The sequence below is a fragment of the Pseudomonas sp. NUPR-001 genome, from assembly GCF_052147955.1.
Classification (GTDB): domain Bacteria; phylum Pseudomonadota; class Gammaproteobacteria; order Pseudomonadales; family Pseudomonadaceae; genus Aquipseudomonas.
On record NZ_CP197353.1, the window covers coordinates 4444894 to 4461130 of the forward strand.

Consider the following 16237-nt stretch of genomic DNA (forward strand, 5'->3'; position numbering starts at 1 on the left):
TCCTCTGTTAAGGGTCGATGCCCGCCGGGCAACGGCCTGTTCGATTCGGTCAGCTAGCACGTTAGTGCCAACTTATGTGCGTACTCAACCCGCCAGCGGACGCGCTGCCGGGCACTGCATTCGGTATCGGTTGCTGCCGGCAAGATCGGCGCAGCAGCAACGAATATCGGCCAAGTGTGCCACAAGTAAAGGGCTTTAGGCTTCTACCAGACTCCACTGCTTGCTGAGTCTTTTGTCAGAAACCGGCACTTTTGTACCCAGTTGCTGAGCGAACAGCGACACCCGATATTCCTCCAGCCACCAGCGGTAGAGGGTCAGCTGCTCATCGCGCTTGCCTTCCTGGGCGTGCTTGTCTGCGCGCGCTTTAAATTGCGCCCACAGATTGCCCAGCTCACCGCTCCAGACCCGGTCCTTCTGCACCTGGCTGCCCAGCTTTTCCAGGCGCAGCTCGATGGCCTTGAGGTAGCGCGGCAGTTCCTTGAGCCACAGCCCAGGCGTTTCGCGGACAAAGCCTGGGTACACCAGGTTGCTCAGTTGCAGCTTGATGTCATTGAGGGCGACGGCCTGAGCCAGATCGATCTTGCCTTTGAAGCGCTTCTGCAAGCCGTGCCAGAGTTTGAGGATTTCCAGGGTCAGGCGGGCCAGACGCTCGGCATGCTCAGTCCAGCTACCGCGCTTGCGCTCGGCCAGCGAGGCCAGCCCAGCACCATCGCGCGGCAGGCTGCTTTCACCGTCGAGAATGCAGCTGTCGAGGCTGGCCAGGAGGATGTCTTCGACCAAGGCCTCGATTCGTCCCAGCTCGCGGTACAGCAAGCCCAGTTCGGTCAACCCCGGCAATTTGCCGCGCAGGAACTTGGCCGGCTCGGCCAGTTGTTGCAAGAGCAAACGCTGCAAGGCGCGGCGATGCTGGAACTCGGCTTCGGCCAGGGTCGAGAAGCGCCCTTCCTTGACCGTGCCGTTTTCTTCGACCAGCGCCGGGTACACCGTCATCGACAGGCCGGCAATCTTCTGCTGGGCCGTCTCGGCGACCTGGGCAAAGGCCTTGGCCTGTACCGGCTGCTGGCTTTTCTCGGTCTGTGGCACTGCCAGTGCGGCCTGGCTTGCGGCAACGAAACGTGCGGTCAATTCGGCCAGGTCGCGGCCTTCGCCGAGGAACTTGCCTTGGCCATCGACCACTTCCAGGTTCATTTTCAGGTGATTGTCCACCTGCCCCGCCGCTTCGGCCCAGGCTTCATCGCTGACTCGCGCGCCGGTCATGCGCAGCAGTTCACGGCCCAGCGCCTGCGGCAACGAGCCCTCGGCGAAAGTCATGCGCTGCAAGGCGGCCCTGACAAAGTCCGGTACCGGCACGAAATTCTTGCGCAAGGCCTTGGGCAGGTTGCGCACCAGGGCAATACATTTGGCTTCCAGCAAGCCCGGCACCAGCCACTCCAGGCGCTCGCCCGGCAAACTCGGCAACAACGGCGCCGGCACACGCACAGTCACACCGTCGCGCGGATGGTTGGGCTCAAAGTGGTAGCTGAGCGCCAGGCTCAGGTCACCCAGACGCAAGGTATCGGGATACTGCGCGGCAGTGACCTCGCTGGCCTCACGCGCCAGCACGTCTTCCTCGCGCATGATCAGCAGTTGCGGGTCTTTCTGGCTGTGGACCCGGTACCAACTGTCGAAGGTCGCAGTCTGATGAATCTCGGCGGGCAAGCGCGCTTCGTAGAAACCGTACAGGGTTTCGTCATCGGCGAGAATGTCGCGACGCCGGGCCTTGGCCTCCAGTTCGTCAAGCTGTTCGAGCAGACGGCGATTGGCGCTCAGGCACTTGGCCTTCGACTGGATTTCCCCGCCCACCAGCGCCTCACGGATAAACAGCTCCCGGGACATCACCGGATCGACCGGGCCAAAGTGCACCGGGCGACGGCCCACCACGATCAAGCCATAGAGCGTGACCTGCTCGTACGCCACCACCTGGCCGCGCCTCTTCTCCCAGTGCGGCTCGAAATGGTTTTTCTTGATCAGGTGGGTGGCCAGCGGCTCGATCCAGTCCGGCTCGATTTTCGCCACCATGCGCGCATAGAGCTTGGTGGTTTCCACCAGCTCAGCAGTCATGATCCACTGCGGGCGCTTTTTACCCAGCCCGGACGACGGGTGAACCCAGAAGCGCCGTTGACGCGCGCCCAGGTAGTCACCGTCTTCGCTCTTCTGGCCAATCTGGCTGAGCAACCCGGAGAGGATCGCCTTGTGCAGTTTCGGGTAGTCGGCCGGTTCTTTGTTGAGGCTCAACTGCAGGTCACGGCAGATCAGGCTCAGTTGCCGATGGGCATCGCGCCACTCACGCAGGCGCAGGTAGTTGAGAAAGTTCTTCCGGCACCAGTTGCGCAGCGGGCTGGCGGTCAGGGCCTGGCGTTGCTCTTCAAAACCACGCCACAGGTTGACCAGTGCAGCAAAGTCCGAGTCGCTATCTTTCCACTGCGCATGGGCCTGATCGGCCGCCTGTTGGCGCTCTGGCGGGCGCTCTCGCGGGTCTTGCACCGACAAGGCACTGGCAACGATCAACAGTTCATTGAGGCTGCCTTGCTTGGCACCTTCAAGCAGCATGCGCCCCAGTCGCGGGTCGACCGGCAAGCGCGCCAGCTGCCGCCCCAGCGGCGTGAGCTGGTTTTCCCGGTTGACCGCTGACAGCTCCTGCAGCAGGTTGAAACCGTCGCTGATGGCCTTGCCATCCGGTGGCTCAATGAAGGGGAACGCATCGATTTCACCCAGGCGCAGGTGCAGCATCTGCAGGATCACCGCCGCCAGGTTGGTTCGCAGGATCTCCGGATCGGTAAATTCAGGCCGCGCGTTGAAGTCTTCTTCGCTGTACAGGCGCACGCAGATACCCGGCTCAACCCGGCCGCATCGGCCTTTACGCTGGTTGGCACTGGCCTGGGATACCGCCTCGATCGGCAGGCGCTGAACCTTGGCGCGGTAGCTGTAGCGACTGATTCGCGCGGTACCGCTGTCGATCACGTAACGAATGCCCGGTACGGTCAACGAGGTTTCGGCAACGTTGGTCGCCAGCACCACACGGCGGCCGGGATGGGATTGGAAAATCTTCTGTTGCTCGGCCGGTGACAGGCGCGCATACAACGGCAGGATTTCGGTGTGGCGCAACTGCGCCTTGCGCAGCATTTCTGCGGCATCGCGAATCTCCCGCTCGCCGGGCAGGAACACCAGGACATCGCCCGAGCCCTTGCCTTGGCTGCGTTCGAATGCAGCGATTTCGTCGAGGGTGGCGAGAATCGCCTGGTCCACGGTCAAATCGTCTTCGACCTGATTGCCCTCTTCATCCTGCTCGCTGGTCAGCGGCCGGTACCAGGTTTCCACCGGATAGGTACGGCCAGACACTTCGATGATCGGTGCATCGTTGAAGTGTTTGGAGAAGCGCTCCAGGTCGATGGTCGCCGAGGTGATGATGACCTTGAGGTCGGGGCGCCGTGGCAGCAGGGTTTTCAGGTAGCCGAGCAAAAAGTCGATGTTCAGGCTGCGTTCATGGGCTTCGTCGACGATGATCGTGTCATAGCGCTCAAGAAAACGGTCGTGCTGGGTTTCTGCCAGGAGAATACCGTCGGTCATCAGCTTGACCAGGGTGTTGGCATCGCTCTGGTCTTCGAAACGCACCTGATACCCCACCAGCGCCCCCAGCGGTGTGCCGATTTCCTCGGCCACCCGGGTAGCGACGCTGCGTGCGGCAATCCGCCGTGGCTGGGTATGGGCAATCAGGCCATGCTGACCACGGCCAAGTTCCAGGCAAATCTTCGGCAACTGGGTGGTTTTACCCGAACCGGTTTCGCCAGCAATGATCAACACTTGATGCGCCGCCAACAGCTTCTTGATTTCGTCACGCTTGGCGGCAATCGGCAGGCTGTCGTCATAACGAATGCTCGGCACACTGGCCTTGCGCGCCGTGACTTGGGCGCAAGAGGCCTGGACCTTCTCGACCCACTGCGCCAGCTTGGCTTCGTCGGGGCGTTTGCGCAGTTCATGCAACTGCCGGCGCAGGCGATGGCGCTCGGCAATCATGGCGTGATCGAGGTTTTTCAGCAGTTGATCGATAGCGTGGTCAGTCATGGGGGCTTTTTAGTCGTGCAGGTGAGCCTGCTTTTTCATGATCGGCATAGGAAGGGTTGCGATTGTCGCAGATTTACCCCCGCTCGGCACCGCACCCGTAAAGGCCAGGTGACTGTAGGAGCGGGCTTGCCCCGCGAAGCGATGTGACAGAAAGATCGCGATCGCGGGGCAAGCCCGCTCCTACAGGCAGGGCCTGATGGATAAGCCCACCTCAAGCCCCCTTTGTTTAGCCGCCCACAACCTAAAGGTATACAAAGGCTGATTTAATGAACCTTCACTGGCGTGGGAGTATCCCGGCATGACTTCGCCCCTGTGCCTACCCCGCCCGCTATCGCGCCCTTCGTTCCCGAAGGTACGGGCCCGCTCCGGGGAAAATCCGCTGGTTCATATCATTCTCGCCTTTTGGGCCTTGTGGCACTGCCGCCATGCCCGCCCACCAGACGCCCTGCTCGCACTAGACTGAATCGAACGGCCAGTCCCTGGCCGACCCTATTTGTCATGACTGTTGCCCTTCGGCGGCTGCAGTCCTGTGCGCCTGACAGCGCGAGCGAGAGCACCATGCAATTTGCCCCCATCGAGCAAGCCCGAACGTTCCTGGCCAACAACCCTGATATCGAGATGATCGAACTGTTCATTCTCGATGCCAACGGCGTACCACGCGGCAAGCTGCTGCACCGCGAAGAGCTGCTGGCGGTGTATGAAAGCGGCCGTCCGCTGCCCAGCACCATCCTTGGCCTGACCCTGAACGGCGACGATGTGGAAAACTCAGGCCTGGTGTGGGACGTCGGCGACATCGACTGCCGTGCCTATCCGCTGGAAAACAGCCTGGTGCGCCTGCCCTGGCGGCAGATTCCCACGGCGGCAGTACAGGTCAGCATGCACCCTACAGAAGGCATGCCGGCAACCATCGCCGATCCGCGCCACCTGCTGGTCAAGGTTATCGACGCGCTTAAAGCCGAGGGTTACCACCCGGTGATGGCCTGCGAGCTGGAGTTCTACCTGCTCGACCAGAAACGCGACAGCCACGGTCGCCCGCAGGCCGCACTGGACGCCGACGGCGGGCGCCCGCGCAGCACTCAGGTGTATGGCTTGCGCGAGCTGGAACAGATCGAACCGTTCCTCGCTGACCTGTATAGCGCCTGTAAAGCCCAGGGCATTCCAGCGCGCACGGCCATCTCCGAATACGCCCCCGGCCAGGTCGAAATCACCCTGGAGCACGGCGATGCATTGCTGGCCATGGACCAGGCCGTGCGTTACAAGCGCCTGGTCAAAGGCGTAGCGCACAAGCACGGTATGCAGGCCTGCTTCATGGCCAAGCCGTTCGATCACCTGGCTGGCACCGGCATGCACATGCACGTCAGCCTGGCCGATGCCCAAGGCAATAACCTGTACGCCAGTGAAGACAAGGCCGGTACACCGCTGCTGCGGCATTCGGTCGGTGGCATGCTCAAGCACCTGCTCGACTCGCTGCTGCTGTTCTGCCCCAACGCCAACTCCTACCGCCGCTTCCAGGCCAACAGCTATGCGCCGCTGGCCCCAACCTGGGGTGTCGATAACCGCACCGTAAGCCTGCGTGTACCCGGCGGCCCGGCCAACAGCCGACATGTCGAACACCGCATCTGTGGCGCCGACGCCAACCCTTACCTGGCGGCTGCAGCGATTCTGGCCAGCCTGCACCACGGCATCCGCCAGCAGCTTGATCCCGGCGCGCCGGTGGAAGGCAATGGCTATGCCCAGGCCAAAGAACTGCTGCCTACCGACTGGCTCACCTCGCTTAAAGCGCTGGAGTCGTCGGAGTGGGCACGTGAAGCATTCGGAGAGGCCTTCCTCGGCGTGTACCTGGCAGTCAAACGCGCTGAGTACCGGCAGTTCATGGCCGAAGTTGGCGAGCAGGATTGGCGCTGGTACCTGACCCAGGCCTGATGTCTTTTTATTTTTGCGCCAAGGATTTGTTATGAACGCAGCCGCAAATACCGGCACCGCTCAACGCAGTGCCTCCTACTACACCGCCAGCCTCAATGACAGCACCGAATACCCAACGCTCAAAGGTACGGTAAAGGTCGATGTGGCGATTATCGGTGGCGGATTTACTGGCGTGGCCAGCGCCGTAGAGCTGGCCGAGCGCGGCCTGAAGGTGGCCATTGTCGAGACCAACCGCATCGGCTGGGGTGCCAGCGGACGCAACGGTGGCCAGGTCACCGGCAGCCTGTCGGGCGATGAGGCGATGCGCAAGCAGATGCGCGAAAAGCTCGGCGCAGACGTCGATGACTTCATCTGGCACCTGCGCTGGCGCGGCCATCAAATCATCGAACAGCGTGTCGAGCGCTACGGCATTGCCTGTGACCTTAAACGCGGCCACTTGCATGCCGCCATGAAAGCCTCGCACCTGCAGGAACTGCAGGCGTTCGAAGCCGAAGCACAGCGCCGCGGCATGGGTGAGCAGGTGCAGTTGCTCGACCGCAAGGCCGTGGCCGAACACCTGCAAAGCCCGCTGTACATAGGGGCGCTGAAGAACCTGCGCAACCTGCACCTGCACCCGCTCAACCTGTGCCTGGGCGAGGCGCGCGCCGCCCACAGCCTGGGCGCGCTGATCTTCGAAAACTCCGAGGTGCTGGAGATTGTCCACGGCCCGCAACCGGCCGTTGTCACCGCGCACGGTCGGGTCGAGGCCAAGCAGATTCTGTTGGCCGGTGACGTGTATCACAAGCTGGAAAAGCGTCAGCTCAAAGGCAAGATCTTCCCGGCCATGGGCGGCATTGTCACCACCGCACCGCTGGGTGAGCTGGCTGCGCAGATCAACCCCCAGGACCTGGCGGTGTATGACTGCCGCTTTGTGCTTGACTACTACCGCCTGACTGGCGATGGCCGCTTGTTGTTCGGCGGTGGTGCCAACTATTCGGGCCGTGACTCACGGGATATCGCTGGCGAATTGCGCCCCTGTATCGAGCGCACGTTCCCGGCGCTCAAGGGCGTGCCGATCGAGTTCCAGTGGAGCTGTGCCATGGGTATCGTGGTCAACCGCATTCCGCAGTTGGGCAAGCTTTCCGACAATGTCTGGTACTGCCAGGGTTATTCCGGGCACGGTATCGCCACCAGCCATATCATGGGCGAAATCATGGCCGAGGCACTGACCGGAACGCTGGAGAAGTTCGATACCTTCGCAGGCTGCAAACACATCAAGGTGCCGATGGGCGATGTGCTGGGCAACCCGTTGCTGGCGGCGGGGATGTGGTATTACCAGATGCTTGAGAAATTGCGTTAAGGCTGAAAAGCATCGCGGGGCAAGCCCGCTCCCACAGTGGATACCTGTAGGAGCGGGCTTGCCCCGCGATCATTCATTGCCTCAAGCGATCTTCTTCAGGCCCAGCTTCTTCAACTCTTCATCACGCAATTCACGACGCAGGATCTTGCCAACGTTGGTGGTTGGCAGCGCATCACGGAACTCGATGAAACGCGGCACCTTGTAGCCGGTCACATTGGCACGCATGTGGGTCATGACTTGCTCTTTGGTCAGCGTCACACCCGGCTTGGCAACGATAAACACCTTGATCACTTCGCCAGATTTTTCGTCCGGCACACCGATCGCGGCACACTGCAGCACGCCCGGCAGGGTCACCAGCACGTCCTCCAGCTCGTTGGGGTAAACGTTGAAACCCGACACCAGAATCATGTCTTTCTTGCGGTCGACAATGCGCATGTAGCCATCAGGCTGGATCAGGGCGATGTCACCGGTCTTCAACCAGCCTTCGCTGTCGAGGATCTCGGCGGTAGCTTCCTGGCGCTGCCAGTAGCCCTTCATGACCTGCGGGCCTTTCACGCACAGCTCACCAATTTCGCCCAGCGGCAGTTCGACACCGGCATCATCGATGATTTTGCACAGGGTCGAAGGAACCGGAATACCGATGGTCCCGACCTGGTTCTGCTCGGCCGGATTGACCGTTGCCACCGGGCTGGTTTCGGTCATGCCATAACCTTCACAGATGGCGCAGCCGGTGACCGCTTTCCAGCGCTCGGCAACACTCAGCTGCAAGGCCATACCACCGGAGAGGGTGATTTTCAGCGCCGAGAAATCCAGCTTGCGGAAGTTTTCGTTGTTGCACAGGGCTACGAACAAAGTGTTCAGGCCGACAAAGCCACTGAACTTCCACTTCGACAGTTCCTTGACCATCGCCGGCAAATCGCGCGGGTTGCTGATCAGGATGTTGTGGTTGCCGATCAGCATCATCGCCATGCAATGAAAGGTGAAGGCATAGATGTGATAGAGCGGCAACGGGGTGATCAGGATCTCGCAACCTTCGTTGAGGTTGGAGCCCATCAGCGCCCGGCACTGCAGCATGTTGGCCACCAGGTTGCGGTGGGTCAGCATGGCGCCCTTGGCCACACCGGTAGTACCGCCGGTGTACTGCAACACGGCAACATCGTTGCTGCCCGGGTTGGCTTCCTGCACCGGCTTGCCAGCACCTTTGCTCAATACATCATTGAACTTCAGGGCCTGCGGCAAGTGATAGGCCGGCACCATTTTCTTCACGTACTTGATCACGCTGTTGATCAACAGACGTTTTACCGGTGGCAGCATATCGGCCACTTCGGTGACAATAACGTGCTTGACTTGGGTCTTGGGCACCACCTTCTCGGCCAGGTGCGCCATGTTGGCCAGGCACACCAGTGCCTTAGCGCCGGAGTCGTTGAACTGGTGCTCCATTTCCCGCGCGGTATACAACGGGTTGGTGTTCACCACGATCAGGCCCGCACGCAGGGCACCGAACACCGCAACCGGATACTGCAACACGTTGGGCAGTTGCACGGCGATACGATCGCCGGGCTGCAGGTCTGTATGGTGCTGCAGGTAGGCGGCAAAGGCCCCCGACAACTCGTACAGCTGGCCGTAGGTGAGGGTTTTGCCCAGGTTGCTAAAGGCTGGTTTGTCAGCAAAGCGTTGGCAGGACTGTTTCAATACTGCCTGGATGTTCGGGTACTCGTCAGGGTTGATCTGCGCCGCAACCCCGACTGGGTACTTATCCTTCCAAAAATTTTCGATCATGGAAGCCCACTCCTCAAGCACCAGCGAATTCTTCACCGCAGTCGATGCGATTATTATTGATATAAGATTACGGTTTATTGCAAACCAGATCATCAAAAGCGGGCCGAGAGTAGCAGCTTTACCAAGGGTCGCCTAGAGCTAAAGCAGCCCGGATAGTCACAAAAATGACTCTTGATCAACGCGTAGTCATTTTTAGAGTAAAAAGACTAGCAGGAGCGGATTTGCCCCGCGATTGCGGGGTTGCCCGCACAATCGCATCGCGGGGCAAGCCCGCTCCTACAAGGGGTTAGGCGATGTCGCGCAGCTCGCGGCGCAGGATTTTACCGACCGCCGTCATCGGCAATGACTCACGCAAAACAATCTGTTTCGGCACTTTGTAGCCGGTGAAATTGGCCTTGCAGTAGGCTTTGAGCTCTTCCAGGCTGACCCCGCCTTCACGCGGCACCACAAACAGCTTCACCGCTTCACCGGAGCGCTCGTCCGGGATGCCGATGACCGCGCAGTTGGCCACTTGCGGGTGGCCCATGACCACTTCTTCGATCTCGTTCGGGTACACGTTAAATCCCGAAACAATAATCATGTCTTTTTTGCGGTCGACGATGCGGGTAAAGCCGTCGGGATCGATGACGGCGATATCACCGGTCTTGAACCAGCCCTCGCTGTCCAGCGCCTCGGCCGAGGCCTCCGGATGCTGCCAGTAGCCCTTCATGACCTGCGGCCCTTTGATGCACAGTTCGCCGCGCTCACCCAGCGGCTGCTCGATGCCGGCATCGTCGACGACCTTGAATGCCGTACCCGGCACCGGAATCCCCACCGTGCCCAAACGTGCCAGCTTGCCATAGGGGTTGGTACTGGCCACCGGCGAGGTTTCAGTCAAGCCATAGCCTTCGACGATGCGGCAACCGGTGAGGCTTTCCCAGCGTTCGGCGGTGGCGGTTACCAATGCCGTGCCGCCCGAATTGGTGACTTTAAGGGCAGAGAAGTCTAGGTTCTTGAACTCTGGATGATTCATCAGCGCCACGAACAAGGTGTTCAACCCCAATAGCCCGGAGAACTTCCACTTCTTCAGCTCTTTGATGAAGCCCGGAATGTCCCGCGGATTGGTGATCAGCACGTTGTGGTTGCCGGTCACCATCATGCACATGCAGTTCGCGGTAAACGCATAGATATGGTAGAGCGGCAGGGGTGCAATCATCACCTCCTGGCCCTCTTTGATCAGGCGCTGCCCATCGTCGCCATGCTGGGAAAACACTGCCAGCACCTGGAGCATGTTGGCCACCAGGTTGCCGTGGGTCAGCATCGCGCCCTTGGCCAGGCCAGTGGTGCCGCCGGTGTATTGCAGCACGGCGATGTCATCGAGGCTCAGGGCAACCTGTTTCGGTACCGTGCCACGCCCCTGGCGCAGTGCCGTCTTGAACGACACGGCCTGAGGCAGTTGGTAGTCCGGCACCATCTTTTTCACCTTGGCGACGATGGTGTTGACCAGCCAGCCTTTGGCGGCGGGCAGCATGTCGCCCATCTTCGCTTCGATGAGGAAGTCGATGCTGGTGTCGGGCAGTACTTCTTGCACCAGCTTGCCGAACATGTTCAGGTAAACCAGCGCCCGGGCCCCGGAATCCTTGAACTGGTGGCGCATTTCACGCGCGGTGTACAACGGGTTGGTGTTAACCACGATCAGCCCGGCACGCATGGCGCCGAACACCGCAATCGGGTACTGCAGCACATTGGGCATCTGCACTGCGATACGGTCGCCCGGCACCAGGTCGGTGTATTGCTGCAGGTAGGCAGCAAAGGCCGCTGAGTAACGATCCAGCTCGGCAAACGTCAGGGTGACCCCGAGGTTGGTGAAGGCCGGACGATCAGCAAATTTTTTGCACGAGCGCTCAAACACCTCGACCACAGACTTGTAAGCATTCATGTCTATGCTTGAAGGAACGCCTGCGGGGCGCTTGTCATTCCAGAAATCAGCCTGCATTTATTCTTGTCCTCATACCTTAGCCGCTCCTGCCCTCTTGCCTGCTTGGCATAGAAGGTGTTGTGCCGACGTTAGCAGGTATGAGGCATACGGCAAATACGCCAAGCGCTGTCATTAACATTGTGAATCTTGTTTGTCGCTGCCCTTCGATTGCACGCTTGGGTTATACACTGAGCTGACTTCTCATCTGTGCGCACAAGGACTCGCCATGCACCACGATGCGTTCTGGCTACCGGCCAGCGATCACTGCAGCTTGTATGTCTACCAATGGCTGCCGAGCACGCCAATCAAGGCGGTGGTGCTGCTGGCCCATGGTATGGCCGAACATGCCGGTCGCTACCAACGCCTGGGCCAGGCCCTGAGCGCGGCGGGCTTTGCCTTGCTGGCCCACGATCAGCGCGGTCATGGCCGCACTGCTGAACTGGGCACCCTTGGCCTGTTCGCCCGCCATAATGGCTGGAGCGCGGTAGTCAATGACCTGGGATTGCTCAGCCAGCACATTGGTCAGCAATTTCCTGGCACTCCGGTGTTCCTGTTTGGCCATAGCATGGGCAGCTACATCGCCCAGGCTTACCTGATGCACCATGGCGCCAGTCTGCAAGGGGCGATTCTCAGCGGCTCGAACTTCCAGCCTCCGGCGCTGTACCGCGCAGCCTGCCTGATTGCTCGCCTGGAAGCCTGGCGCCAGGGGCCACTGGGGCGCAGCGGGCTGATCGACTGGTTGTCGTTCGGCTCATTCAACAAAGCCTTCAAACCCACCCGCACGGCCTTCGACTGGCTCAGCCGCGACAGCGCCGAAGTCGATCGCTACGTGGCCGACCCGCTGTGCGGCTTTCGCTGCAGCAACCGCTTGTGGATCGATTTGCTGATGGGCCTGGAGCAAATCAGCTTGCCGGCCAACCTCAAACAGATCGATCCGAACCTGCCGATTCTGGTAATGGGCGGTGAATGTGATCCGGTCAGTGCCGGCAAGCGTCTGAAGGATCTGGCCGGTGCTTTGCGCCTGGCAGGCAATCAGCATGTGCAGTTGCAGCTTTACCCGCAAGCGCGACATGAACTGCTTAATGAAACCAACCGTGACGAGGTCACGGCCGCCGTCATCGACTGGCTGGAGCACACGTTGGCCCTGTGCCGCCCTGCCCGCAGCGAATGATGGTTGTGCCCTTGTCCCACGCAGGAACCTACTCGATGACCCAGGTCACCAACACGCCTTACGAAGCCCTTGAAGTCGGCCAGACCGCCAGTTTCAGCAAGACCGTCGAAGAACGTGACATCCAGCTGTTCGCAGCCATGTCCGGTGACCACAACCCGGTGCATCTGGATGCCGAGTTCGCCGCCAAGAGCATGTTCAAGGAGCGCATCGCTCACGGCATGTTCAGTGGCGCGCTGATCAGCGCTGCGGTGGCCTGCGAGCTGCCTGGCCCAGGCACCATTTACCTGGGTCAGCAAATGACCTTCCAGAAACCGGTGAAAATTGGTGACACCCTCACCGTGCGCCTGGAAATCCTCGAGAAGCTGCCCAAGTTCAAAGTGCGCATTGCTACCCGCGTGTTCAATCAGCACGACGAACTGGTGGTCGATGGCGAAGCGCAGATCCTGGCGCCACGCAAACAGCAAACGGTTGACCTGGTCAGCCCGCCAGCGATCAGCATTGGCTAACGCGACAACTCACTCAGGCGCCGTTCGATAAACCGCCGTTCGGCGCCTTGCAGAGTCAGACCCAGCGCCGTCTGGTAGGCATCACGCGCCTGATCCAGTCGCCCCAGTTGCCGACACAATTCGGCACGGGCGGCATGGGCCAGGTGATAGTCCTGCAACTGGCCGCGCGCCAGAATCGCCTCCACGGCCAGCAACCCCGCCAGCGGCCCGTCACGGCTGGCCAGGGCAGCGGCGCGATTGAGCTCCACCACCGGTGATGGCCAACCGCGCAACAGCACGTCATACAACCCCACGATTTCTTCCCAGTCGGTTGCTTGGGCACTGGCCGCTTCGGCATGCACGGCAGCAATCGCCGCCTGCAGGCTGTACACCCCGAAACGCTGGCTGCGCAATGCCTGTTGAACCAGCTGGCTACCCTCGGCAATCAACTGGCGGTTCCACAGGCTGCGGTCCTGTTGATCGAGCAGGATCAATTCACCGTTGGCATCACTGCGCGCGGCTTGGCGCGATGCCTGTAACAGCATCAGCGCCAACAACCCCAAGACCTCTGGGTCCGGCAGCAGTTGCTGCAGCAATCGTCCCAGGCGGATGGCTTCATCGCTGAGGTCATTGCGCATCAGCTGGTCACCCGAGGACGCCGAATAGCCCTCGTTGAAAACCAGATAAATCACACGCAAAACGTTGTCCAGACGCTCGGGCAGTTCCGCCAGCGACGGTACTTGATAAGGAATCTGCGCATCACGGATCTTGGCCTTGGCCCGTACGATACGCTGGGCAATGGTGGCCGGGCTGAGCAGGAAGGCGCGGGCGATTTCCTCGGTGGTCAGGTCGCAGACTTCTCGCAGGGTCAACGGCACCTGCGCATCATCGGCCAGCGCAGGATGACAGCACGTGAAGATCAGGCGCAGACGGTCGTCTTCCAGCTCCTCGGCTGTCACCTCATCCTCCTGTAGCGCCTCCAGCGCCATCATCAATTGCGTCTGCGAGCGATCGAAACGCGCCCGTCGCCGCAGGCCATCAATGGCTTTGAAGCGGCCGGTAGACACCAGCCAGGCGCGTGGATTAGTGGGGATGCCATCGCGTTGCCAGCGCTCGACGGCGACGAAAAACGCTTCGTGCATGGCCTCCTCGGCCAGGTCGAAATCCCCCAACAGACGAATCAGGGTCGCCAGAATCCTTCGCGACTCGTGCTTGTAGACCGACTCGACTTCGCTGCGTACCGAGTCCGCGACCGTCATCAGCCCGGCATCTGCTTGGTCACCAAGGTCACCAGACGATCCAGGCTTTCGCCCCAGCCGCGATGAAAGCCCATTTCCTCATGGGCCAGGCAATCGGTCGCGCTCCAGTGCCAGGCGCGTGCGGTGTACTGGGTTTTGCCCTTGACGTCTTCAAAGGTCACCACCGCGGTCATGAACGCCTTGTTCGACGGCACCCAGCCCGGCCCGAAGGCATCGGTGAAGACGATCCGCTCCGGGCTGACAATTTCCAGAAACACCCCCTGATTGGGGTACTCGGCACCGTCCGGAGCCTGCATCACCGTGCGAAACAAACCACCCACCCACAACTGCATTTCACACAAAGGCGTGGTCATGCCGTTGGGGCCCCACCAGCGTGCGAGCAGATCGGGTTCGGTCCAGGCCCGGAACACCTTGCTGCGCGGCGCGTCGATCAGGCGGGAAAGAAACAGCTCGTATTGCGCTGCCCCGGGTGGTTGAAAGCTCATCATGTGGTTCTCCTGCGCTTTAGGGTTGCAACTCGCGGATCGGCCTCACTTCGATGCTGCCTACCCTGGCGGCAGGAATGCCCTTGGCAATGTTCAGGGCTTCGTTCAAATCACGGGCATCTACCAGATAAAAACCCGCCAATTGCTCTTTGGTTTCGGCAAATGGCCCGTCGGTCAGGCTCATGTGCCCACCCCGCACCCGCACGGTGGTGGCGGTCTGCACCGGCTTGAGTGCTTCGGCCGCCAGCATCCGCCCGCTGCCCTGTATCGACTCGGCATAGGCCATGCATTCGGCATCGGCGGGACTGTCGGGCAGGCTGTGCAGCAGCCCTTCTTCACAATAGACCAGGCATAGGTACTTCATCGTCATCTCCAGCGCAGCGGCAAAGTGCAATTCGGCATAATGCTCAAGGTGCTCAGCTCAAGGCTTGAGCGAGAACAGCGCGGCGCCGGTCTCCATGTCGAACGGTGCCGACCAGTGCTCGTGAATGACTTTCCATTGCCCGTTGATCCGTTTGTATCCAACGCTGACGCGCATGTAGCAGCTTTTATCCTCACCGCCCTCTTCACTGGCCGGGCCGCAACGATTGAGCCAGTGCGCCAGGGCCAGCTCTGGGGTGGCATGAATCTGCAGCTGTTCCATTTCAAAGATCATGTCGCCAGGGCAATGCTCCATGCAGGCCTGCCAATGGGCCACATAGGCCGCCTTGCCTTTGAACTGCAAGGCTTTGACCGCGTCGAAGGCGACGATGTCGTCAGCGTATGGCGCGGTAATGGCCGGGATATCACGGGCGCGGACGGCAGGAATCCAGCGTTCGATCAGTTGGCGGACTTCGTTTTCGGCAGCACTGCTCATGGTCATGTCCTCATGGGGGTCGACAAAGGTCAGGCGCCGAAGCAATCAGCGCATTCACAGATGGTCGAACGACGAAGTGAGGAATCGACAGGCTCAGTAAAAGTTTTCGCTACTTTACGGAAGGCTGGTAGGAGCGGGCTTGCCCCGCGATTGCGGTCTTTCAGTTAAATCGCATCGCGGGGCAAGTCGGGTCGCCGCACCGCCGCTCCCACTGAATAGCCATTCAAGACATTTACTCCTACCTGGCTATTACCGAAGCGGCAGCCAGATTTCCATCACGCTACGGCTGTCGAACGGATCGAAATCCTCGCCGTAACGCTCGAACTCCGGGGCCTGCGCGGCTTGCTCGCCCGACGCTGGCAACCAGTCGTTCCAGATGGCCTGGAACGTCGCCTTGAGGTTGTCGAGGCTGCCGTGATGTTCGAACACCGCATAGCGCTGGGGCGCGAGGTGAACCTGCTGGAAGTCGGCAGGCAGCACTTGGCCATCGGCAACCTGCACGCCGGCAATGTAGTCGAAGTGGCCTTTACCGTCGGCGTTGCAGCACACGCCATAGGTATGCGCCCCCAGCTGGCCGGGCACCCGGCCGATGTGCGGTTCGAAACGCTGCCACAACTGAGGAATACTGCTGATCGTAGCCGCCGTGAAGCGCCCGCCGATACCGGCAATGATCAAGGCATCGGCCTGTTCAAAGCGTACGGGGTGCACTGCAGCATCAATCGGGGTCGACATATCCTTTGCCTTATTTGAACAAGGAGCCCCTCGCGGGGCTCCGGGTTGATCTCATGGGAGGAAACCACTGGCTGCCGAGCGTTTGGCACGTTTGGCGGCACGTTTTTCTTCAGCGGTTTTCATAGGTTTTTTCTTGGCCATTTTTTTCGC

The 16237-nt window shown here is 60.6% G+C and carries 12 protein-coding genes; 4 read left to right on the forward strand and 8 right to left on the reverse strand.

All coding sequences use genetic code 11. From position 1 onward, the window contains the following. Nucleotides 1–195: 195 nt before the first annotated feature. On the reverse strand, nucleotides 196–4101 hold the full coding sequence (gene hrpA, locus ACP6KB_RS20265; RefSeq protein ID WP_442109064.1) for an ATP-dependent RNA helicase HrpA: 3906 nt from the start codon (nucleotides 4099–4101) through the stop codon (nucleotides 196–198). Nucleotides 4102–4659: 558 nt separating this feature from the next. Here hrpA and ACP6KB_RS20270 point away from each other — a divergent pair. Next, nucleotides 4660–6024: a glutamine synthetase family protein gene (locus tag ACP6KB_RS20270; protein WP_442109065.1), complete on the forward strand. Its 1365-nt coding sequence runs from the start codon at nucleotides 4660–4662 to the stop codon at nucleotides 6022–6024. A 31-nt stretch (nucleotides 6025–6055) separates the two neighbouring features. Beyond that, on the forward strand, nucleotides 6056–7363 hold the full coding sequence (locus tag ACP6KB_RS20275; protein WP_442109066.1) for an NAD(P)/FAD-dependent oxidoreductase: 1308 nt from the start codon (nucleotides 6056–6058) through the stop codon (nucleotides 7361–7363). A gap of 81 nt (nucleotides 7364–7444) precedes the next feature. Here the strand turns inward: ACP6KB_RS20275 and fadD1 are convergent, their stop codons facing one another. Further along, nucleotides 7445–9142: a long-chain-fatty-acid--CoA ligase FadD1 gene (gene fadD1 / locus ACP6KB_RS20280; protein ID WP_442109067.1), complete on the reverse strand. Its 1698-nt coding sequence runs from the start codon at nucleotides 9140–9142 to the stop codon at nucleotides 7445–7447. Between the two features lie 286 nt (nucleotides 9143–9428). Further along, nucleotides 9429–11117 (reverse strand): long-chain-fatty-acid--CoA ligase FadD2, encoded by a 1689-nt coding sequence (fadD2, locus tag ACP6KB_RS20285; RefSeq protein ID WP_442109068.1) that lies wholly within the window; start codon nucleotides 11115–11117, stop codon nucleotides 9429–9431. A 208-nt stretch (nucleotides 11118–11325) separates the two neighbouring features. On the opposite strand from fadD2, the gene ACP6KB_RS20290 reads away from it, so the two are divergent. Further along, a complete protein-coding gene (locus ACP6KB_RS20290; RefSeq protein ID WP_442109069.1) occupies nucleotides 11326–12270 on the forward strand; it encodes an alpha/beta hydrolase in 945 nt (314 codons plus the stop codon). Nucleotides 12271–12305: 35 nt separating this feature from the next. Continuing rightward, nucleotides 12306–12776 carry a MaoC family dehydratase gene (locus tag ACP6KB_RS20295; RefSeq protein ID WP_442109070.1) on the forward strand — a complete coding sequence of 157 codons (471 nt, stop codon included), beginning with the start codon at nucleotides 12306–12308 and terminating at the stop codon, nucleotides 12774–12776. Here the strand turns inward: ACP6KB_RS20295 and ACP6KB_RS20300 are convergent. From ACP6KB_RS20300 to ACP6KB_RS20320, 5 genes are all read right to left on the reverse strand, one after another. Beyond that, a complete protein-coding gene (locus tag ACP6KB_RS20300; protein WP_442109071.1) occupies nucleotides 12773–14014 on the reverse strand; it encodes an RNA polymerase sigma factor in 1242 nt (413 codons plus the stop codon). The two genes, ACP6KB_RS20295 and ACP6KB_RS20300, sit on opposite strands and share 4 nt — an antisense overlap. Beyond that, a complete protein-coding gene (locus tag ACP6KB_RS20305) occupies nucleotides 14014–14499 on the reverse strand; it encodes an SRPBCC family protein (protein WP_442114350.1) in 486 nt (161 codons plus the stop codon). The genes ACP6KB_RS20300 and ACP6KB_RS20305 overlap by 1 nt, the downstream gene beginning before the upstream one ends. Nucleotides 14500–14518: 19 nt before the next feature. Then, complete coding sequence (locus ACP6KB_RS20310; protein WP_133217427.1) at nucleotides 14519–14863, reverse strand: YciI family protein; 345 nt, start codon at nucleotides 14861–14863, stop codon at nucleotides 14519–14521. 57 nt (nucleotides 14864–14920) lie between these two features. Next, entirely contained in the window at nucleotides 14921–15355 is a 435-nt protein-coding gene (locus ACP6KB_RS20315) for a YybH family protein (protein ID WP_442109072.1), read from the reverse strand. A 249-nt stretch (nucleotides 15356–15604) separates the two neighbouring features. Continuing rightward, nucleotides 15605–16087, reverse strand: a complete 483-nt coding sequence (locus tag ACP6KB_RS20320) for a GyrI-like domain-containing protein (RefSeq protein ID WP_442109073.1) — start codon at nucleotides 16085–16087, stop codon at nucleotides 15605–15607. Between the last annotated feature and the right edge of the window lie 150 nt (nucleotides 16088–16237).